Raw genomic sequence first — 22,985 nt, 5'->3', positions numbered from 1 at the left:
AAACCGGGTTAGAGTTCCGGACACTCCGGACGTCGATGTCCGCAATCGGGAACGTGCATGGAAAATCTTGGCGGTTTCGTCGTGTTCGTCCAGGTCGCGGAAACGCGCAGTTTCGTCGCGGCCGGCCGCGCGCTCGGGTTGTCGGCGTCCGCGATCGGCAAGCGCATCGCGCGGCTCGAGGCCCGGCTGAACGTGCGGCTCTTCCACCGCAGCACACGCAGCATCACGCTGACCGCGGAAGGCACGCGCTTCCTGGAACGGTGTCGGCGCGTGATCGCCGAGATCGACGCGGCCGAGCAGGAACTGACGCACAGCGCCGAAGCGCCGCGCGGGCGCTTGCGCGTGAGCCTGCCGACGATCGGCACGCTGCTGCTGCCGCTGCTCGCCGATTTCATGGCCGCGTATCCGGAGATCGAACTCGACATCGATTTCAGCGACCGCCTCGTCGACGTCGTCGAAGAAGGCTTCGACGCGGTGCTGCGCACCGGGCGGCCGACGGATTCGCGACTGTCGTCGCGGTTGCTCGGCCATTTCCGGCAGCACCTCGTCGCGTCGCCCGGCTATCTCGAACGGCACGGCGCGCCGCGCACGCCGGCCGATCTCGCCCGGCATCGCTGCCTGCACTACCGTTTCCCGAGCAGCGGCAAGCTCGAGACCTGGCCGTTGCGCGCGTCGCGCTCGGGCACGCCGCCGGTGGTGCCCGTCTCGATGGTCAGCAACAACGCCGAGACCCGCCTGTGCTTCGCCCAGCGCGGGCTCGGCATCGCGTGCCTGCCCGAATTCTTCGTGCGCGACGCGCTCGACGGCGGCACGCTGCATGCAGTGCTCGACGAATACGTCGCGAGCCGCACGCCGATCTACGTCCTGTGGCCGTCAGGGCGCCATCCGACGCCGAAACTGCGCGCCTTCGTCGATTACATGGTCGAGCACCTGCGCATCTGACCGCGCCCGGCCGTCACGCCGCCTTCGCGTGCGGGCTCAGCCGGCGCAGCGCCTGCCCGTGTTCGTCGAACAGATGGCAGTGCTCGGGCTGCGCATGCACGTGCAGCGCCTCGCCGGTGCGGTACGTGTCGAGCGGCGGAATCCGCGCGATCAGCCCGTCCGGCGCGACGGCCGACTCCGCGTACAGATATGCGGCATCGCCGAGCGATTCGACGGCCATCGTCCGCGCGGCGACGCCGGTTGCCGCCTGCGCCACCATCAGATGCTCGGGCCGCACGCCGACGGTCACCGCCGCGCCGCGCTGCAACCCGGCCGCGTCGACCGCGACGCGCTGCGTCTCGCCGCTGCCGAAGCGCACCAGCACGCCGGTCGCATCGGTCGACTCGACCGTGCCCGTCAGGAAATTCATCTTCGGCGAGCCGATGAAGCCCGCGACGAACTGGTTGGCCGGCGCGTGGTACAGCGCATTCGGCGTGCCGACCTGCTGCACCGCGCCGCCCGACAGCACGACGATCTTGTCGGCGAGCGTCATCGCCTCGACCTGATCGTGCGTCACGTAGATCATCGTCGTCTTCAGCTCGTCGTGCAGCCGCGCGAATTCCAGCCGCATCTTCACGCGCAGCGCCGCGTCGAGGTTCGACAACGGCTCGTCGAACAGGAACACCTTCGGCTTGCGCGTGATCGCGCGGCCGATCGCGACGCGCTGCCGCTGGCCGCCCGACAGCTGCTTCGGCTTGCGGTCGAGCAAGTGATCGATGTGCAGGATCTTCGCGGCCTGCTTCACCGCCTGGTCGATCTCGGGCTTCTTCGCGCCGGCGAGCTTCAGGCCGAACGCCATGTTGTCGTACAACGTCATGTGCGGGTACAGCGCATACGACTGGAACACCATCGCGATGCCGCGCTTCGCGCTCGGCACGTCGTTGACCTTCGCGCCGTCGATCAGCAGGTCGCCGCTCGAGATGTCCTCGAGCCCGGCGATCATCCGCATCAGCGTGGATTTGCCGCAGCCGCTCGGCCCGACGAACACGACGAATTCGCCGTCGGCGATGTCGAGGTTCACGTTGCGCAGTACTTCGGTGTCGTCGTAGCGCTTCGCGATGTTGCGCAGGAGCACGCTTGCCATGATCTGTCTCCGTTCGTTCGTGATGCGCCGCGTTCGATGCGGCGCGATCGTTCGTGGTACTAGTTCGGCAGCACGGCGCCGGTCGCCTGCCAGCGCGCGACGTAGCCGGGCAGCTCGTGCATGTCGTCGAATACGTGACGCGCGCCGATCCCGCGCAGCGCGTCGATCTGCGCGGCCGACGCATGCCCGCCGCCGATGAAGCCGAGCACGGTCATGCCGGCCGCGGCGGCCGCGGTGATGCCGGTCACGCTGTCCTCGACGACGAGGCATTGCGCGGGCACCGCGCCGAGCGCCCGTGCGGCCGCGAGATACACGTCGGGCGCGGGCTTCGGCCTGGCGACGGCGTCGGCGCAGAACAGCCGGTCGCCGAAGAAGCGCGCGAGGCCGGTACGGGTGAGCGCCGCCTCGACGTATGCGCGGTAGCTGTTGCTCGCGCATGCCGTCGTCAGGCCGATCGCGGCGAGTGCCGTATCGATGCCGGCGACCATCGGCGCGTTGACGGCCGCCGCCTCGACCGCGCGGCGGATCGCGTCGACGTCGCCCGCCGTCAGCGTGCGGCCGACCGCCTCGCTCGCGCCGGCCAGCACGCGCTCGATGCGCAGCCCGAGCAGCGGCATCACCGCCGGCCGCGCGTCGACGCCCGGCCAGCGCGCGTCCAGCTCGCGCACGATCACGTCGGCGGCGACGGCCTCGCTGTCGATCAGCACGCCGTCGCAATCGCAGATCAGCACGTTCATCCCTTGGCCGACCGCGCCTTTTCCGCGCGCGCCTTCGCCGGCCGCGCTCATTTGACCGCCCCGAACGTGAGCCCGCGCACGAGCTGCTTCTGCGACAGCCAGCCGACGATCAGGATCGGCGCGACGGCCAGCAGGGAAGCCGCGGACAGCTTCGCCCAGAACAGCCCCTCGGGGCTCGAGTACGACGCGATGAACACGGTCAGCGGCGCGGCGTTCGAGCTCGACAGGTTGATGCTCCAGAACGCCTCGTTCCACGACAGGATCACGAGCAGGAGCGCGGTGGACGCGAGACCCGGCAGCGCCATCGGCATCAGCAGGTAGACGATCTCCTGCCACGTCGACGCGCCGTCGATGCGCCCGGCTTCGAGGATGTCCTTCGGGATCTCGTTGAAGTACGTGAAGGTCATCCAGACCGCGATCGGCAGGTTGATCAGCGTGTACACGATCACGAGGCCCGACACGGTATCGAGCAGCCCCGCGTTCTTCCACAGCAGGTAGATCGGCACGAGCACGCCGACCGACGGCATCATCTTGGTCGACAGCATCCACAGCAGCACCTTCTGCGTGCGGTGGTTCGGGAAGAACGCCATTGCATAAGCCGCGGGCACGGCGAGCAGCAGCGAGATCACGGTGACGCCGGCCGAGATCAACACCGAATTCCACGCGAACGCAAAGTAGTTGCTGCGCGCGAACACCTCGCGGAAGCTGTCGAGCGTCGGCATGAAGAACAGCGACGACGCGTACGCCTGCTGCTCGGTCTTGAACGCGGTGATCGCCATCCAGAAGATCGGGAAGAACAGCAGCAGCGCGAGCAGCCACGCGAGCGCGCCGGGCAGCGCACGCCGCACGAGGTCGAACGCGGCCGGCGCGCGCCGGCCTTCGAGAGTCAGGTCGCTCATTTCTCGTACTCCCCTTTCAGGTTGCGCGCGAGCATCCGCACCAGGAAGAACGACACGACGTTCGCGACCACGACGGCGATGATCCCGCCCGCGGATGCGAGGCCGACGTCGAACTGCTGCAGGCCGAGCGCATAGATCAGGTACGACAGGTTGGTCGTCGCGTTGCCGGGGCCGCCGCCCGTCGTCGTGTAGATCTCCGCGAAGATCGACAGCAGGAAGATCGTCTCCATCATCACGACCACGGCGATGGCGCGCTTCAGGTGCGGCAGCGTGATGTAGAAGAACATCGCGATCGCGCCCGCGCCGTCGATGCGCGCGGCTTCCTTCTGCTCCTGGTCGAGCGACTGGATCGCGGTGAACAGGATCAGGAACGCGAACGGCAGCCACTGCCACGCGACGATGATGATCACGGCGGTGAGCGGGTAGTCGGCGAACCAGTCGATCGGCGTCATCCCGAGCGCGCGCATCGCGTTCGCGACGAGCCCGTACACCGGATGCAGGATCATGTTCTTCCAGATCAGCGCGGCGACCGTCGGCATCACGAAGAACGGCGCGATCACGAGCAGGCGCGCCACGCCCTGCCCGTAGAACTTGCGGTCGAACAGCACGGCCATCAACACGCCACCGACCACGGTGATCGCGAGCACCGCGCCGATCAGCACGAGCGTGTGCCAGATCGCGGGCAGGAACGACGGATCGGTCGCGAGGAAGCGGTAGTTGTCGAACCCGGCAAAGCCCTTCACGTCCGGGTTCAGCAGGTTGTAGCGCGAGAACGAATACCAGATCGTCATCGCGAGCGGGATCGACATCCACAGCAGCAGCACCGCGACGGACGGCGACACGAGCCAGCTGGCGCCGCCGCGCGCGCGGCGCGGCGCGCCCGGCGGCGACGACGACGCGTCGCCGACCGACGGCGCGTGGCTCAGGGGAAGACGCAAATGACGCATGATCGGAGTCCCTCCGGTTGAGGCGCGGGCGCGAACGGCCACCCGGCCTGTCTGCTTCGGCGACGGGCACCGTGCGCGGGGGCGCGCACGGCGCGGGCCGCGTTACTTCTTGTAGCCGGCCTGACGCACCGCGCGATCGGCGGCGGCCTGCCCGGCGGCGAGCGCCTGGTCGACCGTCATCTGGCCGGCCACCGCACCCGCGATCGCCTGTCCGACCACCGTGCCGAACGACTGGAATTCAGGAATCCCGACATACTGCACGCCCGTGTACGGCACCTTCTTCAGCGACGGATCGTTCGGGTCGGCCGTCTCGATCGCCTTCAGCACAAAGTCCGAGAACGGCGCGGCGGCCTTGTACTCGGGGCGCTGGTAGGTCGACGCGCGCGTGCCCGGCGGCACCGACGCCCAGCCTTCGTCCTTGCCGGCCATCTCGATGTACTGCTTCGACGTCGCCCACGCGATGAACTTGCGCGCGGCGTCCTGCTGCTTCGACGTCTTCGGCACGGCCAGCGCCCATGCCCACAGCCAGTGCGAGCCCTTCGGCGTGGCGGCGACCGGCGCGGCCGCGAAGCCGACCTTGTCGGCGACCTGCGACTGCTGTTTGTTATAGAGCATCCCGGCCGCGACCGTCGCATCGATCCACATCGCGCACTTGCCCGATGCGGTCAGGGTCAGGTTCTCGTTGAAGCCGTTCGAGCTTGCTCCCGGCGGGCCGTCTTTCTTCAGCAGGTTCACGTAGAAATTGATCGCCTTCTTCCATTCCGGCGACGTCAGCTGCGCGTTCCAGTTCTCGTCGAACCAGCGCCCGCCGAACGTGTTCACGACCGTCGACACGTACGCCATGTTCTCGCCCCACCCGGCCTTGCCGCGCAGGCAGATGCCGTAGGTGCCCTTCGCCTTGTCGGTGAGCTTGTCCGCGAATTCGGCGATCTGGTCGTAGGTCGGCTGGTCGGGCATCTTCAGCCCCTTCGCCGCGAACAGGTCCTTGCGGTAGAACGTCATCGAGCTTTCGACATAGAACGGCAGCGCATACAGCTGGCCGTTGTACGACAGGCTGTCGCGCGCCGTCTTCACGATGTCGTTCAGGTCGTAGTCGGCGGGCAGGCCCGTCATCGGCGCGAGCCAGCCGCGCTTGCCCCACTGCGGCGTCTCGTACGTGCCGATCGCCATCACGTCGAACTGGCCGCTGCCGGTCGTGATGTCGGTCGTCGCGCGCTGGCGCAGCACGTTTTCCTCGAGGATCACCCAGTTCAGCTTGATGTCCGGGTTCGCCTTCTCGAACGCCGGCGACAGCTTCTTCAACTCGATCATGTCCGGGTTGTTCAGCGTCGCGATCGTCAGCGTGCCGGCGGACGCCGCGCACGCGGCCGTCGCGAGCGCGGCTCCGGCGAAGCAGCGTGCGGCGGCATCGAGCATCTTTCGTTGCATGGCATGTCTCCTGTGATTGTTCGAACTGTCGTCGGTGTTGCGTGTTGCGTATTGCGCGTTTCGTATTGCGTCGCTTCCTTCGCGGCCCGTCACGCCGGCCGCTGCATCCCGCACGCGCGCGCATAGTGCGCGATCACGTCGCGTATCCGGTGGCGCACCCATGCGCGCGGCTCTCTCGCGAGGCCGCCCGCGCGGCACGCGGCGTACACGTCCGGCAGCCACTGCGCGACGAGCGTCTCGGGCACGGGCTGCCGCGCAAGGTTGTCGAACAACTGCTCGACCGCCGCCGCGACGGCCGGCTGCAGCCAGTAATAGCGGATCCGGTCGCTGTAGCTGAACTGGCGCGCGAGCCGCTGCTCGGTTTCGTCGCCGCGGTAATACGGCGCCCAGTGCTCGGGCTGCGCGCGCATCGCGGCGTCGACGACGTCGCGCAACCGCGAGCGCTGCGCGACGTCGTCGATCAGCGCGTCCTCGATGAAGGTGAGCGCGAACAGCGCCTCGCGCAACGCGAAGGTCAGCGCGGGCCCGACCTTCAGCACCGCGAAGTGGTCGCGCACGAGCGCGGCGAGCGCGCCTTCGGTCTGGTAGTCGGTCGAATGCGCTTCGAACACGAGGCGCGGCGTGCGCAGGATGCTCGCGCCGAGCGACGCGGCCTTCGCGCTGTCGTAGTCGAGCACGTGGCGATCGTCGAAATCGACGCCCGGTTGCGCGACGATCGCGACCACGCGCGTCCATGCGTCGTCGAGACCGGCCGCCGCGAATGCGCCGCGATGCGCGTCCAGCGTCGCGGCGATGCTGTCGCTGCGTGTGACCGCGATCCGCGCGATCGCATCGCCGCCCGTGTCGCCGGCCACTTCGCCGCCCGGCGTCGGCACCTCGGTGCCGATCACGTAGACGGGCGCGACGCCGGCGCGCGCGGCCGCGTCTTCGGCCGCGCGGCACAGCTCGGCCGCGCGGGCGGCGATGGTACGGTCGTCGAGCCGCGCCGGATCGTCCGCGCACGCCATGCTCGCGTCGAGGTGGATCTTCTCGAAGCCGGCTTCGACGTATGCGGCGACCATCGCGGCCGCTTCGCGCATCGCATCGGCCGCGCGGCGGTGCCGCCACGGGTTCGGGCCCAGATGGTCGCCGCCGAGCACCAGCGCCGACGGCGCGAGCCCGCAGCGCTGCGCGATCGCGTCGACGTCGCGCCGGAAATCGGCGGGCGTCATGCCCGTGTAGCCGCCGAGATGGTTCACCTGGTTGCAGGTCGCCTCGATCAGGAGCGGCGAGCCGTCCGCGCGCGCGGCCTCGCACGCGGCCTCCAGCACGAGCCGGTGCGCGCTGCAGACCGAATAGATGCCGCGCTGCGCATCCGCGCGGTTCGCGTCGAAGATCATCCGCAGCACGGTGTCGGCGTGCGCGTTGCGCGGGCGTTCGGCGACGGGGGTCAGGCCGGACATGCGACACCTCGTTCGGTCAGGAAGCGGTCGATTTCCGTCGCGCTGCTGTTGCCCTCCATCGGGCCGCGCCGCGTGACCGCGATCGCGCCGGCCGCGTTCGCGCGGCGCAGCGCGACGTCGATCGGCAGGCCGGCGACGAGGCTTGCGACCAACGTGCCGCCGAAGCAGTCGCCGGCGCCGGTCGGATCGACTTCGTCGACCGGCCAGGCCGGCACGTCCACACGGCTCGCACGGTCGAACGCGGCGCTGCCGGCCGCGCCGCGCTTGAGCACGACGCGCTCGAGCAGCGGATGCGTCGCGAGCAGCCCCGCGATCGCGCGCTCGGCCGGCTGCGGCCCGCAGAAGAACGGCAGGTCGGCGTCGCTCGGCAGAAACAGATGGCACGCGGCGAGCATCGTGTCGAGCGCCGCGCGCATCGGACGAAAGCTCAGCATCTCGGGCCGCACGTTCGGGTCGAACGACACCTTCGCGCCGACACGCGCCGCTTCGATCACGCCGCGCTGGACCGCCGCGATCGCCGATTCGCTCGTCAGCGACGAGCCCATCACGTGGAAGTAGCGGCAGCCATCGAACATCGCGGAGTCGACGTCGGAGGCATCGACGCACGCGGCCGCGCTGGTCGACAGGCTGAACACGAAGCTGCGCGAGCCGTCGTCGCGATACGCGACGAACGCGGTGCCGGTGGGACGCGCGACACGACGAATGCGCGCGACGTCGACGCCGTCGTGCTCGAGCCGCGCGACGATCGCGTCGCCGAACGCGTCGCGCCCAACGCAGCCCGCATACGCGACGCGCGCGCCGAGCCGCGCGGCCTGGTCGGCGAAGATCGCCGGCGCGCCGCTCGGAAACGGCCCCGCGAACAGGCCCGGCGTGTCGAAGCCCTGGCCGCGCTCGGCGGCGACGAATTCGGCCAGCAGTTCGCCGGCGACGACGATCTCGGCCATCATGCGTGCCCTCGTGCGGCGGCGGCCGCGCGCGGCGCGGTCGCCCGGGTTGCGCGTGCGAGCGGCGCCATGTCAGCTCATCCAGTTGCCGCCGTCGACGTTCAGCGTCTGGGCGGTGATGTAGTCGGCGTCGGCCGACGCGAGGAACAGCGCGGCGCCGGTCAGGTCGCCCGGCACGCCCATCCGGCCCAGCGGCACGGCTTCGCCCACGAGCCGCTTCTTCTCGCCGAGCGGCCGGTTCTCGTAGCGCGCGAACAGCGCATCGACCTGCTCCCACATCGGCGTGTCGACCACGCCCGGCGCGATGCCGTTCACGTTGATCCGGTGCGGCGCGAGCGCGAGCGCGGCCGACTGCGTGTAGCTGATCACCGCGGCCTTGGTCGCGCAGTAGTGCGAAACGAGCGCCTCGCCGCGACGCCCCGCCTGCGACGACATGTTGACGATCTTGCCGCCGCGGCCCTGCTCGACCATCCGCTGCGCGACGGCCTGCATCAGGAAGAACAGCCCTTTCACGTTGACCGCGAACAGCCGGTCGAACACGTCCCAGGATTCGTCGAGGATCGGGCGCATGTCGAACAGCGCCGCGTTGTTGAACAGGATGTCGACGCCGCCGAAGCGCTCGACGGCGGTCGCGACGATGCGCTCGATATCGTCGCGGCGCGTGACGTCCGCGGTGACGGCCACCGCGCGGCCGGGGTTCGCCTCGATCAGCCGTGCGAGCGAACCGCTCGCGGGCTTCACGTCGACCAGCACGCAGCGCGCGCCCTCGTCCAGATAGCGTTGCGCGACCGCTTCGCCGATGCCGCTTGCCGCGCCCGTCAGGATCGCGACCTTGTCTTCCAGTCTCACTGGTTGTCTCCGGTTCGTTCTGCTGTGCGAAGGCAGCGAGGTGAGCGAACGCTCGCCGACCGATCAATTGCTCTGTTGTTGGTCGAATGATCGGATACGCGATTCACGCTGTCAAGGCGGCACGGCGGCTTTCGATGATGCGCTGCGGCACGATCGCGCCGCGCGTCGCGTGGGGAACCGCGCGCGGCAAGGCGCAGCGCGCTGGGTGCGGCGCGGCTGAAACGGCGATGAAGGGGACGGAGCCAATGCGCGAGGCGGAATTCGGGCTGCACGGCGAGAAGATACGTTATATCATCGCGATACTTCGTTTCATTGCCTGCTTCACGCCATGGCCACCTCATCGCCCATCGACGCCCGGCTGTCCCGGGCCGACGCATTCGCCGCCGAGCACGGGCTCGCGTGGACGCCGCTGCGCCGCCAGGTCTACGAACGCGTGCTGGCCGCGCAGCGCCCGATCGGCGCGTACGACCTGCTCGCCGAGCTCGAGCCGCAGCGCGGCCGCGTGCCGCCGACGACCGTCTATCGCGCGCTGGATTTCCTCGTCGAGCACGGCTTCATCCACCGGATCGAATCGAAGAACGCGTTCTTCGCATGCTGCGAGATCGGCGTGCCGCACGAAGGCCAGTTCCTGATCTGCGACTCGTGCGGCGAGACCGTCGAGATTCCGGGCAGCGACCTCGCGAAACAGCTATCCGCGAGCGCACCCGCGCACGGGTTCGAAGTCCACCACCAGGTCGTCGAGCTGAACGGCCTGTGCGGGCACTGCAAGGGCAAGCCCGCGCAACGCTGACACCGCACACGCGCGGCGCACGCGCCGCCCCTTCCAACGAGGAGTTTCATGTCCATTGCCCTGAAGCGCGCGCCGCGGCGCGCCCTGCCGCTTGCCCGTCTGTTCGCCGCCGCGGCCGCCGCGCTGTCGATCGCCGCACCTGCCTTCGCGCAGGCCGCGACCGTCAACGTGGTCGCCGCCGAGAATTTCTATGGCGACGTCGCATCGCAGATCGGCGGCCGCCATGTCGCAGTGACCAGCATCCTCAGCAATCCCGATCAGGATCCGCACCTGTTCGAAGCGAGCCCGAAGACCGCGCGCGCGCTGCAGCACGCGCAGGTCGTGATCTACAACGGTGCGGACTACGATCCGTGGATGGGCAAGCTGCTCGGCGCGTCGAAGCAGGCGAAGCGCACGACGATCGTCGTCGCGGATCTCGTCGGCAAGAAGGCCGGCGACAACCCGCACCTGTGGTACGACCCGGCGACCATGCCGGCCGCCGCGCGCGCGATCGCGGCCGAGCTGGGCCGCGCCGATCCGGCGAACAAGGCCGACTACGACGCGAACCTGCAGAAGTTCGTCGCGTCGCTGAAGCCCGTCGACGACAAGGTCGCTGCGCTGCGCACACAATACAAGGGCGTGCCGGTGACGGCCACCGAGCCGGTGTTCGGCTACATGTCCGACGCGATCGGCCTCGACATGCGCAACCAGCGCTTCCAGCTCGCGACGATGAACGACACCGAAGCCAGCGCGCAGGACGTCGCCGCGTTCGAGAACGACCTGCGCAAGAAGCAGGTGCGCGTGCTGATCTACAACAGCCAGGCCGAAGCGCCGATGACCCGGCGCCTGCTGAAGATCGCGCGCGACAGCGGCGTGCCGGGCGTGAGCGTCACCGAGACGCAGCCGGCCGGCAAGACCTTCCAGCAATGGATGGCCGGCCAACTCGACGCGCTCGCCGCCGCGCTGTCCGCCAGCAAGAAATGACTTACGCAACGCCATGACCGACACTCCCCACGCACTCGCACTCGATCGCGTCACGCTCGAACTGGGCGGACGCACGATCCTTCGCGACGTGAGTTTCTCGATCGAACCCGGCGAATTCGTCGGCGTGCTCGGGCCGAACGGCGCCGGCAAGACGACGCTGATGCGCGCGGTGCTCGGTCTCGTGCCCGTCGCGGGCGGCACGCTGTCGGTCGGCGGCGTGCCGGTCGCGCGCGGCAACGCGTCGATCGGCTACATGCCGCAGATCAGGAGCGGCCTCGCGAATCGCCGAATGCGCGGCTACGACTTCGTCGCGATGGCCGCCGACGGCCACCGCTGGGGGCTGCCGCACACGAACGCCGCGACGCGGCGCGACGTCGACCGCGTGCTCGACCTCGTCGGCGGCCCGACGCTCGCGCGCCGGCCGCTGTCGGAGCTGTCGGGCGGCGAGCGGCAGCGCCTGCTGCTGGCGCAGTGCCTGCTCGGCAACCCGAAGCTGCTGCTGCTCGACGAACCGCTGATCAGCCTCGACCCGAACCACCAGCGCGGCGTCGTCGAACTCGTGCGCAAGGTGCAGCGCGAACTCGGCATCACCGTGCTGTTTTCCGCGCATGAACTGAATCCGCTCCTGAACGCGCTCGATCGCGTGCTGTATCTCGGCAACGGCGTCGCGGCGCTCGGCACCGTCGACGAGGTCATCACCAAGCCCGTGCTGTCGCGGCTCTACGGCTCGCCGATCGACGTGATGCGCGTGAACGGCAAGATCTTCGTGATGTCGGGCGACGTCGAAATCGAAAAGCACGATCACGAACACGAGGACGACGACGGCCACTCGCACGGCGGTGGCGGCGGCCACGACCATCACCACCACGGACACGCTCATCCGGGGCATTCGCACGATGTTTGAATACGACTTCATGATCAATGCGTTCGCCGCGTCGGGAATCGTCGCGGTGCTCGCGGGCATCGTCGGCTACTTCCTGGTGCTGCGCGGACAAACCTTCGCCGGCCACGCGCTGTCGCACGTCGGCTTCACCGGCGCGACGGGCGCGGTGCTGCTCGGCATTTCGCCGATCTGGGGGATGGTCGGCTTCACGCTCGCGGCTGGCATCGGCATGGGCGCGCTCGGCGAACGGCTCGCGGGCCGCGACGTCGCGATCGGCGTGATCCTGTCGGGCGCGCTCGGGTTCGGCCTGCTGTTCCTGCACTTCTACACGTCGTTCGCGACGCAGGTCACCGCACTGCTGTTCGGCAACGTGCTCGCGGTCAACCACGACACGCTCGCGGTGCTGGCCGGCATCGGCGCGGTGAGCCTCGTCGCGCTCGCGCTGATCGCGCGGCCGCTGCTGTTCGCGTCGCTGCAGCCCGAACTGGCCGAAGCCAAGGGCGTGTCGCTGCGCACGGTGTCGATGCTGTTCCTCGCGGTGTGCGCGCTCGCGGTGGCCGCGGCGACGCAGATCGTCGGCGTGCTGCTCGTGTTCACGCTGCTGGTCGGGCCGGCCGCGGCCGCGCAGAACGTGTCGACGCGGCTGTCGACCGGCGTGCTGCTCGCCGCGCTGTTCGCGCTGTTCGAAGCGTGGGCCGGGATCACGCTCGCGTATCACACCGACTGGCCGACGAGCTTCTGGATCACCGCGCTGTCCGCACTCGTGTATGGCGCGAGCCTGTTGCGGCGACGCACATGACGTTCAGCCGGTTCTCGGCATGCCTCGCAACCGTGCACGTCGGCGCACCCGATATTTTCGGACCAATCCGATCGCGCGCACCACATTGACCATGGCAGGATGTTCAGCCCCCACTCCGGCTGAGCCATACCTGCCATGCTCGAATGCACATTCGATCTGAACGATCAGGACATGAGTCGTCTGCAATGCGGCGCCATGTCCTTTCCAGCCTTTTCGGGCAGCGCGCGTCACCGCAATCGCCGCTCGTCGTCGTGCCTCGTCGGTGAAGGCGCCATTCCGCCAGGCCGCTACTACATCGTCGATCGACCAACCGGCGGCATGCTGGGCCCGCTGCGAGAACTCTTCAGCGACAAGAGAGACTGGTTTGCGCTCTACGCCGCCGACGACAGCATCGACGATTACGTACTTTGCGACGACGTCAGACGCGGAAGTTTTCGCCTTCACCCCAAAGGCGTGCAGGGAATCAGCAGGGGATGCGTGACCATCGAATCGACGATCGATTACGCACGACTGAAAGACTTGCTGACCGCGCAGAAACCCATTCCGATCCCGGGCTCCTCCGTGCGGGCCTACGGCACGATTACCGTCAAATGAAGCGAATCGTGTACCGAGCCGCGGTCACCGCATGGGTACTCGCGGCATCCGTGTCGCTTGCGAGGCTATGCCTCACTCACGCGTCGTTCGCACTACCGATACCCGATCGCGCGTGGGTTTGGCTCTTCACGCATGTTCCCGGTTTCTGGGACGGCGAGGCGGGCGATGATCTCGTCATCGTCGTGCATTTGCTGATAGCGCTTGCGGTGGTGATACCGGCGACATGGCTCGCCTTGCGCCTGCTGCGAAAGTCGAAGCGCCACGCCACTCGCTGATGCGGGATAGCGTGGCCGGTTCGCCGCACTAACGTGACAACACCCGCGCATGATGCGCGACGTGATCGGCGATGAACGTCGAGATGAAGTAGTAACCGTGGTCGTAGCCCGCATGACGGCGCAGCGTCAGCGGCTGACCGGCCTTCACGCACGCGGCTTCGAAGACGTCGGGGTTCAGCTGGTTCGCGAGGAACTGGTCGGCCAAACCCTGGTCGACGAGGATGCCGTCCGCGAACTTCGGCGCATCGGCGCGCGCGACGAGTTCGCTCGCGTCGTGCTGCTTCCATGCTTCGCGATCATCGCCGAGGTACCCCGAGAACGCCTTTTCGCCCCACGGGCAACGCGTCGGCGCGGCAATCGGCGCGAACGCCGACACCGACCGGTACAGGTCGGGGTGACGCAGCGCGAGCGTCAGCGCGCCGTGCCCGCCCATCGAGTGGCCGAAGATCCCGAGCCGCGCGCCGTCGATCGGCAACTCGGCCGCGACGAGCTCGCGCAGCTCGCCCGTCACGTACGACTCCATCCGGTAATGCGTCGACCACGGCGCTTGCGTCGCGTCGACATAGAAGCCCGCGCCGACGCCGAAATCCCACGCATCGGCCTCGCCCGGCACGCCCGCGCCGCGCGGGCTCGTATCGGGCATCACGAGCGCGAGGCCGTGCTGCGCCGCGTACTGCTGCGCGCCGCCCTTGATCGCAAACGTCTCCTCGGTGCACGTGAGCCCCGCGAGATAGAACAGCGCCGGCACGCGACCGTGCGCCGCTTGCGGCGGCAGGTACACCGAGAACTTCATCGGCAGGCCGATCGCCTTCGAATCGTGGCGATAGAAGCGTTGCTCGCCACCGTGGCAAGCATGCGAAGAAACGAGTTCGAGCATGGGGTTCCCTTCCGTTCAATACAGCACGATCGGGCGAATCGATTCGCCCTTCTACATCGGGTCGGCGGCGCCGTGGAGCGTCTCGAGCGGCAGCACGTGCGTGATCAGGTCGAGCCGCGCCGCGTGACACGGCGATACCGTGGCGTGCCCGTCATGATCCCCGATCCCGCCGCCCGTCGCGTGCTGGAAATAGCCGCCGCCTTGCCGCGACGCGTCACCGCTGTCCCGACAGGACACGTGCCCGAGTTTAAACGCCGGTCGTGAACCACGCATCCGTTCGCGCATACAGATCGACGAAACGCGCGTGGCGTGCGGCCAGCGCGCGATCGTCGTGCGGTGCGGCGACCGGCGACGCGGTCGGCGCCAGCGTGCGCAGCGCGTCGTCGCGCCAGTGTCCGATCGCGACGCCCGCGAGCAGCGCGGCACCGCGCGTCGCGGCATTCGGGCAATCGACCGCGTCGAGCGACGCGCCGAGTGCATCCGCGAGCAACTGGCGCCAGCGCGGATCGACCGAGCCGCCACCGGCGAGGCGCAACGTCGTCACCGGATCGGCCCGATTCGCATCGCGGATCGCATCGAGCCCCGCGCGCAACGCGAACGCGACGCCCTCGAACGCGGAGCGCATCATCGCGCCGCGCGTGTCGCCGAGGCCGAGACCGAGCCAGCCGCCGCGCGCGTCGGGATTCATCCACGGCGAACGCTCGCCCGTCAGGTACGGCAGGAAGCAGAGCCGCGCCGACGCCGGCTGCGCAAACGCGTCGTCGTACGCATCCGGCCAGCGCGGATAGCCGAGCCAGCCGCGCACGGCTTCCAGCGCGAGCCCGACGTTCTGCATCGCGGCCATCGTGTAATAGCCGCCGCCAGCCGCCGTGCGATAACGGTGCAGCCCGCGCCGTGCGGGCGGCAACGCATCCGCGAGCACGACGATCTGGCCGCCGCTGCCGGTGGTCAGCAACGCGTCGCCAGCCGCGACGAGCCCGCTGCCGAGCGCCGCGCACGCGGTATCAGCCGCCCCCGTCGCGAGCGGCACGCCGGCCGGCAGCCCGAGTGCCGCCGCCGCCTTCGCATCGAGCACGCCGCAGCGCGCACCCGACGCCCGCACCGGTGCGAACCGGTCGACGGGCAAGCCGAGCGTGTCGATCAGCGCCGTATCCCACGCGCCGTCCGGCGTCGCGAGCGCGGTCGCGCATGCGTCGCTCGGATCGGCCGCGACCTCGCCGCCCAGCGCGACGCGCAGCCAGTCCTTCGGCTGCACGGCCCAGCGTGCGTCCCGCAACGCCTGCGGTTCGTGTGCGGCCACCCAGCGCAACAGGGGGCCCGCCATGCCGGGCGCGACGGGATTCGGCGCGCTCGGCCAGTCGGCCGCGTCCGCTTCGCGCGCCGCACGCGTATCGGGCCACAACAGCGCGGGCCGCACCGGCTGCCCGGCCGCATCGATCAGCACGACGCCATGCATCTGGCCGGAGAAGCCGATCGCCGCGACCTGCGCACGCTCATCGGCCGGCAGTCGCGCAGCGGCGCGCACGAGCGCCTGCCACCAAACGTCGGGGGCAATTTCAGCCCAGCCGGGTTGCGGCGACGACAACGCATAGGGTTCGCTCGCAACCGCGCGTTCGACGCCATCGGCATCGAGCGTGACGAGTTTGACGGAGCCGGTACCGAGGTCGATTCCGAGCAGGCGCATGACGGGTTGGCGTATTCGAATAAACGGATATCGATGATAGCGGGATCGCGACATGCGGCTCGATTTGCGCGGCGATTTTGACGCGCTGGCGACGCGATAAAACGAAGCCGCGCACGACCGGTTTCACCCGGCTGCACATAGCGTGCCAAAACGCCCGCCAGCGGGTTAACCCGGCGCGATTTTCCGCCGGTCGTTTTTTCCACTATGCCGCGGTCGCGATACACACCATAAAGCCGCCGATATTTGACATGGGAGCCTGCACTATTTTGAAGGGCTATAAAACCGGGGAACCTCACTCCAGCGGCGTTTCCCGATGATCGACACCCTGTTTCATGCCGAAATGGCATATCGAACCAGCAAAGAACGGAATAGAACCCAGCGCTCTTGTTGCGATGTTCCATTCCGCATAACTTCGTATCACCCCGAAAACAAGATCATGGAGTGAGACAGATGCAATCGAACACGGTCCATCCGTGCGATGAGGTGCTGCCGACCGGCAAGCTTGTAACGCTTGGTCTCCAGCACGTCCTCGTCATGTACGCCGGCGCCGTCGCCGTGCCGCTTATCGTCGGCGGCGCGCTGAAGCTGCCGAAAGACCAGATCGCGTTCCTGATCAGCGCCGATCTGTTTTCGTGCGGCATCGCCACGCTGATCCAGACGCTCGGCCTGTGGATCTTCGGGATCCGCCTGCCCGTCATCATGGGCTGCACGTTCGCGGCCGTCGGCCCGATGATCGCGATCGGCACCAACCCCGGCCTCGGCATTCTCGACATCTTCGGCTCGACCATCGCGGCCGGCATCATCGGCATCGTGCTCGCGCCGATGATCGGCAAGCTGTTGCGGTTCTTCCCGCCGGTCGTCGTCGGCACCGTGATCGCGGTGATCGGGCTGTCGCTGATGGAAGTCGGGATCAACTGGGCGGCGGGCGGCGTCGGCAATCCGGAATACGGCAGCCCCGTCTACCTCGGCCTGTCGCTGCTCGTGCTCACGCTGATCCTGCTGATCAACAAGTTCGGCCGCGGCTTCCTCGCGAACATCTCGGTGCTGCTCGGCATCGTCGCCGGCTTCGTGATCGCGTTCGCGATCGGCCGCGTGAATACCGACGGCGTCGCGCACGCACCGTGGGTCGGCTTCGTGATGCCGTTCCACTTCGGCCTGCCGCACTTCGACCCGCTGTCGATCGCGACGATGGTCACGGTGATGTTCGTCACGTTCATCGAATCGACCGGCATGTTCCTCGCGGTCGGCGACATGGTCGATCGTCCGGTCAACCAGGAGCGCCTCGTGCGCGGCCTGCGCGTCGACGGCCTCGGCACGCTGATCGGCGGCATCTTCAACTCGTTTCCGCATACGTCGTTCTCGCAAAACGTCGGCCTGATCGGCGTGACGGGCGTGAAGAGCCGGTACGTCTGCGCGACGGGCGGCGTGATCCTGGTACTGCTCGGCCTGTTCCCGAAGATGGCGCAGGTCGTCGCCTCGGTGCCGCCGTTCGTGCTCGGCGGCGCGGGCATCGTGATGTTCGGGATGGTGGCCGCGAACGGCATCAAGGTGCTGTCGAAGGTCGACTTCGTGAACAACTCGCACAACCTGTTCATCGTCGCCGTGAGCGTCGGGATGGGCCTCGTGCCGGTCGTGTCACCGCACTTCTTCTCGAAGCTGCCGCCCGCGCTCGCACCGATCCTGCACAGCGGCATCCTGCTTGCGTCCGCCTCCGCCGTGATCCTGAACATCGTGTTCAACGGCGTGAAGGGCGAGAAGGATGCACGTTGCGAAATCCGCCGCGCAGGGCACGACTTCGACGGACGCCCGGCCGACGCGCATCACTGATCGATCCGACCCGGATGCGCCGGAGCATGGCGCGATACGGGAGAGGAAAAACGCCACGGCTTGCCGTGGCGTTCTTCTTTGTGGCGAGTGATTGGGCGACGATAGCGGTGCCGGCGATGACGGTCCGCAGTCGCTGCTTACCCAAACCGGCCGCAAAAAAAACGCCACGGACTTTCGTCCGTGGCGTCGTCGCATCCCGGAGACAGCGACTTCAGCGAACCGGAGCGGTCGCCCGCCCTGCCCGCCTTCGTGCTTACCCGTTCGTCGCCGCTGCCGACGCAGGCGCCGGTGCGGCCGCCTTGTCGTAGTCGACCGTTTCGTCCGGTGCGCGCGGCGTCTCGCCGGCGCGCTGGATCCAGCCGCCGCCCAATGCGCGGTACAGCGTAACCAGGTTCGTCCAGCGTGCCAGACGTGCGCTGATCAGCGACTGCTGCGCCGAGTACAGGTCGGTCTGCGCGGTCAGCACCGACAGATAGCTGTCGACACCGTTCTTGTAGCGCAGGTCCGACAGGTCGAAGCGTCGCTGCTGCGCGTGCTCGTTGCGCTCGAGCGCGGCGATCTGCTGATCGTACGTGCCGCGTGCAGCCAGCCCGTCCGACACTTCGCGGAACGCCGACTGGATCGCCTTCTCGTAGTTGGCGATCTCGATGCGCTTCTGCACGTTCGCGAGGTTCAGGTTCGCGATGTTCTGCCCGCCTTCGAAGATCGGCATCGTGATCTGCGGCGCGAACGACCACGCCGCCGTGCCGGCCTTGAACAGGCCGCCGAGCGTCGGGCTGCCGGTGCCGAATGCGCCCGTCAGCGAGATGCGCGGGAAGAACGCCGCGCGTGCCGCGCCGATGTTCGCGTTCGCGGCCAGCAGCGTCTGCTCGGCCTGCATCACGTCCGGACGACGCGTCAGCAGGTCGGAAGGCAGGCCGGCCGGCACGTCCGTCAGCAAGTTCTGCGCGTCGAGCGGCATGCCGGGCGGCAGGTCGTCCGGCAGCGGCTCGCCGATCAACAGCACCAGCCCGTTCAGCGCCTGCGCACGCGCACGCGCCTGCGCCTGCTGGTTCGCGAGCGCCGTCTCGACGACCGTCTGCGCCTGACGCAGCTCGAGCTCGGAGCCCGTGCCGTTGTCGAACTGCAGCTTCGTCAGGTCGTACGACGCCTGTGCCGTCTTCAGCGTGTTTTCCGTGACCTGCAGCAGATCGTCGGTGGACAGCAGCGTCAGATACTGGTCCGCGACCTGCGACACGAGCGAGATCTCGGTCGCCTGCCGCGCATACGACGTCGACAGATACTGCGCGAGCGCCTGGTCCTTCAGGCTCTGCACGCGACCGAACAGGTCGAGTTCCCACGACGCGGAAACGCCGACGTTGTAGGCGCGCGAGATATACGGCGCCCCGGTCTGCGACAGGCCCTGCGGCACGCGCTGGATGCTGCCCGTGCCCGTGCCGTCGAGCGTCGGGAACAGGCCCGCGCGCGTGATCTGGTACTGCGCGCGCGCCGCCTCGATGTTCAGCACCGACACGCGCAGGTCGCGGTTGTTCTTCAGCGCGATCTCGATGAGCCGCTGCAGGCGCGGATCGACGAAGAATTCGCGCCAGCCGATGGCGGTCGCCGCCTGGCCGTTCGCGCTGCGCGCGCCGGCAGCGCCCGGCTGCGTCGCATAGACGCCGCCGGCCGGGTACGCCTGCGCGACGGGCGCGTCGGGCCGCGTGTAATGCGGCGCCATCGTGCAGCCCGTGGCAAAGAGCGCGACCGCGATTGCAGTCAAAGCGTGTTTTTGCATCATCACTGTCCCTTGTTGCCTTCGTCGCCGTTGCCCGGCTTCTCTTCGTGGTGCGAGTGCTCCTGAGCCAGACGCAGCGCCTGGTCGACGTCTTCCTTCTCGCCGCTGAAGATCGCGCGGATCTTCACGAAGAACATCGGGATCATGAAGATCGCGAGGAACGTCGCCGTGATCATCCCGCCGATCACGCCCGTACCGATCGCGTGCTGGCTCGCCGAACCCGCGCCGTTGCTGATCGCGAGCGGCATCACGCCGAGAATGAACGCGAGCGACGTCATCAGGATCGGGCGCAGCCGCAGGCGCGCTGCTTCCAGCGCGGCCTCGATCGGCCCCATCTTCTCCGTCATCTGCAGTTCGCGCGCGAACTCCACGATCAGGATCGCGTTCTTCGCGGACAAGCCCACGGTGGTCAGCAGGCCGACCTGGAAGAACACGTCGTTCTCGAGGCCGCGCATCGTCGCCGCGAGCAGTGCGCCGATCACGCCGAGCGGCACCACCATGATCACCGAGAACGGGATCGACCAGCTTTCATACAGCGCCGCGAGACAGAGGAACACGACGAGGATCGAGATCGCATACAGGATCGGCGCCTGCGAACCCGACTGGATTTCCTGGAACGACAGGCCGGTCCACGAATAGCCGATACCGACCGGCAGCTTCTTCGCGAGCCCTTCCATCGCGGTCATCGCCTGGCCGGTCGACTTGCCCGGCGCGGCCTGACCCTGGATTTCCATCGCCGAGACGCCGTTGTAGCGCTCGAGCTTCGGCGAACCGTACGTCCAGTGGCCGGTTGCGAACGCGCTGAACGGCACCATCCCGCCCGACCCGTTGCGCACGTACCAGATGTTCATGTCCTCCGGCGTCATCCGGAACGGCGCGTCGGCCTGCACGTACACCTTCTTGATCCGGCCGTCGGTGTCGAGGAAGTTGTTCACGTACTTCGACGCCCACGCGATCGAGAACGTCTGGTCGATCGCCTCCGCCGTCACGCCGAGCGCATTCGCCTTCTCGCGGTCGATGTCGACCTTGTACTGCGGCGTGTCGTTCAGGCCGTTCGGGCGCACGCCCTGCAGCGTCGGATCCTTCGAGGCCATCCCGAGCAGTTGGTTACGCGCGGCCATCAGCGCGTCGTGGCCGAGACCGGCGTTGTCCGTCAGCTCGAAGTCGAAGCCGGCGGCGGTGCCGAGTTCCGGAATCGACGGCGGGTTGAACGGGATCACGATCGCGTCCTTGTAGCCGGCGTAGCGACCGAACATCCGGCCGATCAGCGCCTGGACCTTCTGGTTCGCGTGCTGGCGCTGCGAGTAGTCCTTCAGGCGCACGAACACCAGACCGGAGTTCTGGCCACGGCCCGCGAAGCTGAAGCCGTTGACCGTGAACGCCGATTCGACGATTTCCTTCTCGTCCTTCAGCAGGTAGTCGGAAATGTTCGCGAGCGTCTTCGCGGTCGTTTCCTGCGTCGAGCCCGACGGCGTCTGCACGATCACGAACATCAGGCCCTGGTCTTCATCCGGCAGGAACGACTTCGGCAGGCGCACGAACAGCAGGCCGACCGCGACGATCACGACCAGGTAGATGATGAGCCAGCGGCCCGAACGCTTGATTACGTGGTGCACGCCGACGTGGTACTTGTCGCGGCTGTTGTTGAACGTGCGGTTGAACCAGCCGAAGAAGCCCTTCTTCTCTTCGTGATGCCCTTGCGGGATCGGCTTGAGGATCGTCGCGCACAGTGCGGGCGTCAGAATCAACGCGACCAGCACCGACAGCACCATCGCCGACACGATCGTCAGCGAGAACTGACGATAGATCGCGCCGACCGAACCGCCGGAGAACGCGACCGGCACGAACACCGCCGACAACACGAGCGCCACGCCGACGAGTGCGCCGGTGATCTGGCCCATCGCCTTGCGGGTCGCCTCCTTCGGTGACAGGCCCTCTTCCGCCATCACGCGCTCGACGTTCTCGACCACCACGATCGCATCGTCGACCAGCAGGCCGATCGCGAGCACGAGGCCGAACATCGACAGCGTGTTGATCGAGAAGCCCACCAGCGACATGATCGCGAACGTACCGAGCAACACCACCGGCACCGCGATCGTCGGGATGATCGTCGCCCGCAGGTTCTGCAGGAACAGATACATCACGAGGAACACGAGCACGATACCTTCGAGCAGCGTCTTGACCACTTCCTCGATCGACAGCTTCACGAACGGGGTCGTGTCGTACGGATACTTCACGACGAGGCCGTGCGGGAAGAACGGTGCGAGCTCGTCGATCTTCGCGCGCACGGCTTTCGCGGTCGCGAGCGCGTTCGCGTTGGTCGCGAGCTGGATACCGAGTGCCGCGGTCGGCTGACCGTTGTACTTCGTGTCGAAGTTGTAGTTTTCGCCGCCGAGGCCGATCTGCGCGACGTCCTTCAGGCGAACCTGCGAGCCGTCCTGGTTGACCTTCAGCAGGATGTTGCCGAACTGCTCGGGCGTCTGCAGCAGCGTCGATTCGGTGATCGTCGCCTGCAGCATGGTGCCCGGCTTGGCCGGCGTGCCGCCGATCTGGCCGCCCGCGATCTGCACGTTCTGCGCGGTGATCGCCGAGCTCACGTCGACCGGCGTGAGGCCGTAGTTCGTCAGGCGGGTCGGGTCGAGCCAGATCCGCATCGCGTACTGCGAGCCGAACAGCGTGACGGTGCCGACGCCGTTCAGCCGGCTGATCGGATCCTTCACGTGCGACGCCACGAAGTTCGCGAGGTCGTACTTGTTCATGCTGCCGTCTTCGGAGTTGAAGGCGAGCACCAGCAGGAAGCTGCTGCTCGACTTCGTCACCGACAGGCCGAGCTGCTGCACGACCTGCGGCAGAACCGGCGTCGCGAGCGACAGCTTGTTCTGCACCTGGACCTGCGCGATGTCGGCGTTGGTGCCCGGCGCGAACGTCAGCGTGATCGTCGCGTTGCCCGAGTCGTCACTGGTCGACGACATGTACAGGAAGTTGTCGAGACCGCTCATCTGCTGCTCGATCACCTGCGTCACCGTGTCTTCCACCGTCTTCGCGGAAGCGCCCGGGTAGTTCGCGGTGATCTGGATCGATGGCGGCGCGATCGTCGGATACTGCGCGATCGGCAGCGTGAAGATCGCCGCGACCCCGGCCAGCATCAGGATGATGGCGATCACCCACGCGAAGATCGGGCGATCGATAAAAAACTTTGCCATGAAAC

Annotated in this window: 21 protein-coding genes; 8 read left to right on the top strand and 13 right to left on the bottom strand. The window is 67.9% G+C overall.

The window, feature by feature from the left end:
- Positions 1–57: 57 nt before the first annotated feature.
- The gene (locus HWX22_RS14865; protein ID WP_175915902.1) at positions 58–942 is read left to right on the top strand and encodes a LysR family transcriptional regulator; all 885 of its coding nucleotides are present in this window, start codon (positions 58–60) and stop codon (positions 940–942) included.
- A 13-nt stretch (positions 943–955) separates the two neighbouring features.
- Here the strand turns inward: HWX22_RS14865 and ugpC are convergent, their stop codons facing one another.
- From ugpC to HWX22_RS14825, 8 genes are all read right to left on the bottom strand, one after another.
- Positions 956–2,065 (bottom strand): sn-glycerol-3-phosphate ABC transporter ATP-binding protein UgpC, encoded by a 1,110-nt coding sequence (ugpC, locus tag HWX22_RS14860; RefSeq protein WP_175915901.1) that lies wholly within the window; start codon positions 2,063–2,065, stop codon positions 956–958.
- Between the two features lie 59 nt (positions 2,066–2,124).
- Positions 2,125–2,853: an HAD family phosphatase gene (locus HWX22_RS14855; RefSeq protein ID WP_175915900.1), complete on the bottom strand. Its 729-nt coding sequence runs from the start codon at positions 2,851–2,853 to the stop codon at positions 2,125–2,127.
- Positions 2,850–3,701: a carbohydrate ABC transporter permease gene (locus tag HWX22_RS14850; RefSeq protein WP_175915899.1), complete on the bottom strand. Its 852-nt coding sequence runs from the start codon at positions 3,699–3,701 to the stop codon at positions 2,850–2,852. The genes HWX22_RS14855 and HWX22_RS14850 overlap by 4 nt, the downstream gene beginning before the upstream one ends.
- A complete protein-coding gene (locus tag HWX22_RS14845) occupies positions 3,698–4,648 on the bottom strand; it encodes a sugar ABC transporter permease (RefSeq protein WP_175915898.1) in 951 nt (316 codons plus the stop codon). Before HWX22_RS14845 ends, HWX22_RS14850 begins: the two co-directional genes overlap by 4 nt.
- Positions 4,649–4,750: 102 nt before the next feature.
- Positions 4,751–6,076, bottom strand: coding sequence for a sugar ABC transporter substrate-binding protein (locus HWX22_RS14840; RefSeq protein ID WP_175915897.1), 1,326 nt, complete (start codon positions 6,074–6,076; stop codon positions 4,751–4,753).
- An 89-nt stretch (positions 6,077–6,165) separates the two neighbouring features.
- Positions 6,166–7,518 (bottom strand): D-tagatose-bisphosphate aldolase, class II, non-catalytic subunit, encoded by a 1,353-nt coding sequence (locus HWX22_RS14835; protein WP_175911251.1) that lies wholly within the window; start codon positions 7,516–7,518, stop codon positions 6,166–6,168.
- Complete coding sequence (locus tag HWX22_RS14830) at positions 7,506–8,462, bottom strand: sugar kinase (protein ID WP_175915921.1); 957 nt, start codon at positions 8,460–8,462, stop codon at positions 7,506–7,508. Before HWX22_RS14830 ends, HWX22_RS14835 begins: the two co-directional genes overlap by 13 nt.
- 72 nt (positions 8,463–8,534) lie before the next feature.
- Positions 8,535–9,311: an L-iditol 2-dehydrogenase gene (locus tag HWX22_RS14825; RefSeq protein ID WP_059820333.1), complete on the bottom strand. Its 777-nt coding sequence runs from the start codon at positions 9,309–9,311 to the stop codon at positions 8,535–8,537.
- Positions 9,312–9,639: 328 nt separating this feature from the next.
- Here HWX22_RS14825 and HWX22_RS14820 point away from each other — a divergent pair, with 328 nt between their 5' ends.
- The 6 genes from HWX22_RS14820 to HWX22_RS14795 all read left to right on the top strand — a co-directional run bounded on the left by HWX22_RS14820 (position 9,640) and on the right by HWX22_RS14795 (position 13,615).
- Positions 9,640–10,101: a Fur family transcriptional regulator gene (locus tag HWX22_RS14820; protein ID WP_059527909.1), complete on the top strand. Its 462-nt coding sequence runs from the start codon at positions 9,640–9,642 to the stop codon at positions 10,099–10,101.
- Positions 10,102–10,149: 48 nt separating this feature from the next.
- A complete protein-coding gene (locus HWX22_RS14815; protein WP_175915896.1) occupies positions 10,150–11,064 on the top strand; it encodes a zinc ABC transporter substrate-binding protein in 915 nt (304 codons plus the stop codon).
- Between the two features lie 13 nt (positions 11,065–11,077).
- Positions 11,078–11,968, top strand: a complete 891-nt coding sequence (locus HWX22_RS14810) for an ABC transporter ATP-binding protein (protein WP_059701782.1) — start codon at positions 11,078–11,080, stop codon at positions 11,966–11,968.
- Complete coding sequence (locus HWX22_RS14805) at positions 11,961–12,746, top strand: metal ABC transporter permease (protein ID WP_175911255.1); 786 nt, start codon at positions 11,961–11,963, stop codon at positions 12,744–12,746. Before HWX22_RS14810 ends, HWX22_RS14805 begins: the two co-directional genes overlap by 8 nt.
- A 135-nt stretch (positions 12,747–12,881) precedes the next feature.
- Positions 12,882–13,340: a DUF2778 domain-containing protein gene (locus HWX22_RS14800; protein WP_175915895.1), complete on the top strand. Its 459-nt coding sequence runs from the start codon at positions 12,882–12,884 to the stop codon at positions 13,338–13,340.
- Positions 13,337–13,615 (top strand): hypothetical protein, encoded by a 279-nt coding sequence (locus HWX22_RS14795; RefSeq protein WP_175915894.1) that lies wholly within the window; start codon positions 13,337–13,339, stop codon positions 13,613–13,615. Before HWX22_RS14800 ends, HWX22_RS14795 begins: the two co-directional genes overlap by 4 nt.
- A gap of 28 nt (positions 13,616–13,643) precedes the next feature.
- Here HWX22_RS14795 and fghA read toward each other — a convergent pair whose 3' ends face one another.
- From fghA to HWX22_RS14780, 3 genes are read right to left on the bottom strand one after another with little or no spacing between them, the layout of a single operon-like run.
- On the bottom strand, positions 13,644–14,492 hold the full coding sequence (fghA, locus tag HWX22_RS14790; protein WP_175915893.1) for an S-formylglutathione hydrolase: 849 nt from the start codon (positions 14,490–14,492) through the stop codon (positions 13,644–13,646).
- 51 nt (positions 14,493–14,543) lie between these two features.
- Complete coding sequence (locus HWX22_RS14785) at positions 14,544–14,729, bottom strand: hypothetical protein (protein WP_059820338.1); 186 nt, start codon at positions 14,727–14,729, stop codon at positions 14,544–14,546.
- A gap of 10 nt (positions 14,730–14,739) precedes the next feature.
- Positions 14,740–16,176, bottom strand: coding sequence for an FGGY family carbohydrate kinase (locus HWX22_RS14780; RefSeq protein WP_175915892.1), 1,437 nt, complete (start codon positions 16,174–16,176; stop codon positions 14,740–14,742).
- A 450-nt stretch (positions 16,177–16,626) separates the two neighbouring features.
- Between HWX22_RS14780 and HWX22_RS14775 the strand changes: the two genes are divergently transcribed.
- Positions 16,627–18,003, top strand: a complete 1,377-nt coding sequence (locus HWX22_RS14775; protein ID WP_059527937.1) for a nucleobase:cation symporter-2 family protein — start codon at positions 16,627–16,629, stop codon at positions 18,001–18,003.
- 253 nt (positions 18,004–18,256) lie between these two features.
- Here HWX22_RS14775 and HWX22_RS14770 read toward each other — a convergent pair whose 3' ends face one another.
- A complete protein-coding gene (locus HWX22_RS14770) occupies positions 18,257–19,780 on the bottom strand; it encodes an efflux transporter outer membrane subunit (protein WP_059527941.1) in 1,524 nt (507 codons plus the stop codon).
- Positions 19,780–22,980: an efflux RND transporter permease BpeB gene (gene bpeB, locus HWX22_RS14765; protein WP_059820341.1), complete on the bottom strand. Its 3,201-nt coding sequence runs from the start codon at positions 22,978–22,980 to the stop codon at positions 19,780–19,782. The genes HWX22_RS14770 and bpeB overlap by 1 nt, the downstream gene beginning before the upstream one ends.
- Between the last annotated feature and the right edge of the window lie 5 nt (positions 22,981–22,985).

The organism is Burkholderia sp. BCC1638 (assembly GCF_902833195.1).
In the GTDB taxonomy this organism is placed as follows: domain Bacteria; phylum Pseudomonadota; class Gammaproteobacteria; order Burkholderiales; family Burkholderiaceae; genus Burkholderia; species Burkholderia diffusa.
Note: the sequence above shows the minus strand (reverse complement) of the source record. Positions and strands in the feature narration are given on the sequence as shown.

Excerpts from the sequence above, each read along its gene's own strand:
- HWX22_RS14780 (WP_175915892.1), bottom strand. The coding sequence starts at position 16,176 with ATGCGCCTGCTCGGAATCGACCTCGGTACCGGCTCCGTCAAACTCGTC.
- HWX22_RS14840 (WP_175915897.1), bottom strand. The coding sequence starts at position 6,076 with ATGCAACGAAAGATGCTCGATGCCGCCGCACGCTGCTTCGCCGGAGCC.
- HWX22_RS14855 (WP_175915900.1), bottom strand. The coding sequence starts at position 2,853 with ATGAGCGCGGCCGGCGAAGGCGCGCGCGGAAAAGGCGCGGTCGGCCAA.
- fghA (WP_175915893.1), bottom strand. The coding sequence starts at position 14,492 with ATGCTCGAACTCGTTTCTTCGCATGCTTGCCACGGTGGCGAGCAACGC.
- HWX22_RS14805 (WP_175911255.1), top strand. The coding sequence starts at position 11,961 with ATGTTTGAATACGACTTCATGATCAATGCGTTCGCCGCGTCGGGAATC.
- HWX22_RS14815 (WP_175915896.1), top strand. The coding sequence starts at position 10,150 with ATGTCCATTGCCCTGAAGCGCGCGCCGCGGCGCGCCCTGCCGCTTGCC.
- HWX22_RS14770 (WP_059527941.1), bottom strand. The coding sequence starts at position 19,780 with ATGATGCAAAAACACGCTTTGACTGCAATCGCGGTCGCGCTCTTTGCC.
- HWX22_RS14850 (WP_175915899.1), bottom strand. The coding sequence starts at position 3,701 with ATGAGCGACCTGACTCTCGAAGGCCGGCGCGCGCCGGCCGCGTTCGAC.
- HWX22_RS14865 (WP_175915902.1), top strand. The coding sequence starts at position 58 with ATGGAAAATCTTGGCGGTTTCGTCGTGTTCGTCCAGGTCGCGGAAACG.
- bpeB (WP_059820341.1), bottom strand. The coding sequence starts at position 22,980 with ATGGCAAAGTTTTTTATCGATCGCCCGATCTTCGCGTGGGTGATCGCC.
- HWX22_RS14835 (WP_175911251.1), bottom strand. The coding sequence starts at position 7,518 with ATGTCCGGCCTGACCCCCGTCGCCGAACGCCCGCGCAACGCGCACGCC.
- HWX22_RS14845 (WP_175915898.1), bottom strand. The coding sequence starts at position 4,648 with ATGCGTCATTTGCGTCTTCCCCTGAGCCACGCGCCGTCGGTCGGCGAC.
- HWX22_RS14775 (WP_059527937.1), top strand. The coding sequence starts at position 16,627 with ATGCAATCGAACACGGTCCATCCGTGCGATGAGGTGCTGCCGACCGGC.
- HWX22_RS14810 (WP_059701782.1), top strand. The coding sequence starts at position 11,078 with ATGACCGACACTCCCCACGCACTCGCACTCGATCGCGTCACGCTCGAA.
- ugpC (WP_175915901.1), bottom strand. The coding sequence starts at position 2,065 with ATGGCAAGCGTGCTCCTGCGCAACATCGCGAAGCGCTACGACGACACC.
- HWX22_RS14820 (WP_059527909.1), top strand. The coding sequence starts at position 9,640 with ATGGCCACCTCATCGCCCATCGACGCCCGGCTGTCCCGGGCCGACGCA.
- HWX22_RS14830 (WP_175915921.1), bottom strand. The coding sequence starts at position 8,462 with ATGGCCGAGATCGTCGTCGCCGGCGAACTGCTGGCCGAATTCGTCGCC.
- HWX22_RS14800 (WP_175915895.1), top strand. The coding sequence starts at position 12,882 with ATGCTCGAATGCACATTCGATCTGAACGATCAGGACATGAGTCGTCTG.
- HWX22_RS14795 (WP_175915894.1), top strand. The coding sequence starts at position 13,337 with ATGAAGCGAATCGTGTACCGAGCCGCGGTCACCGCATGGGTACTCGCG.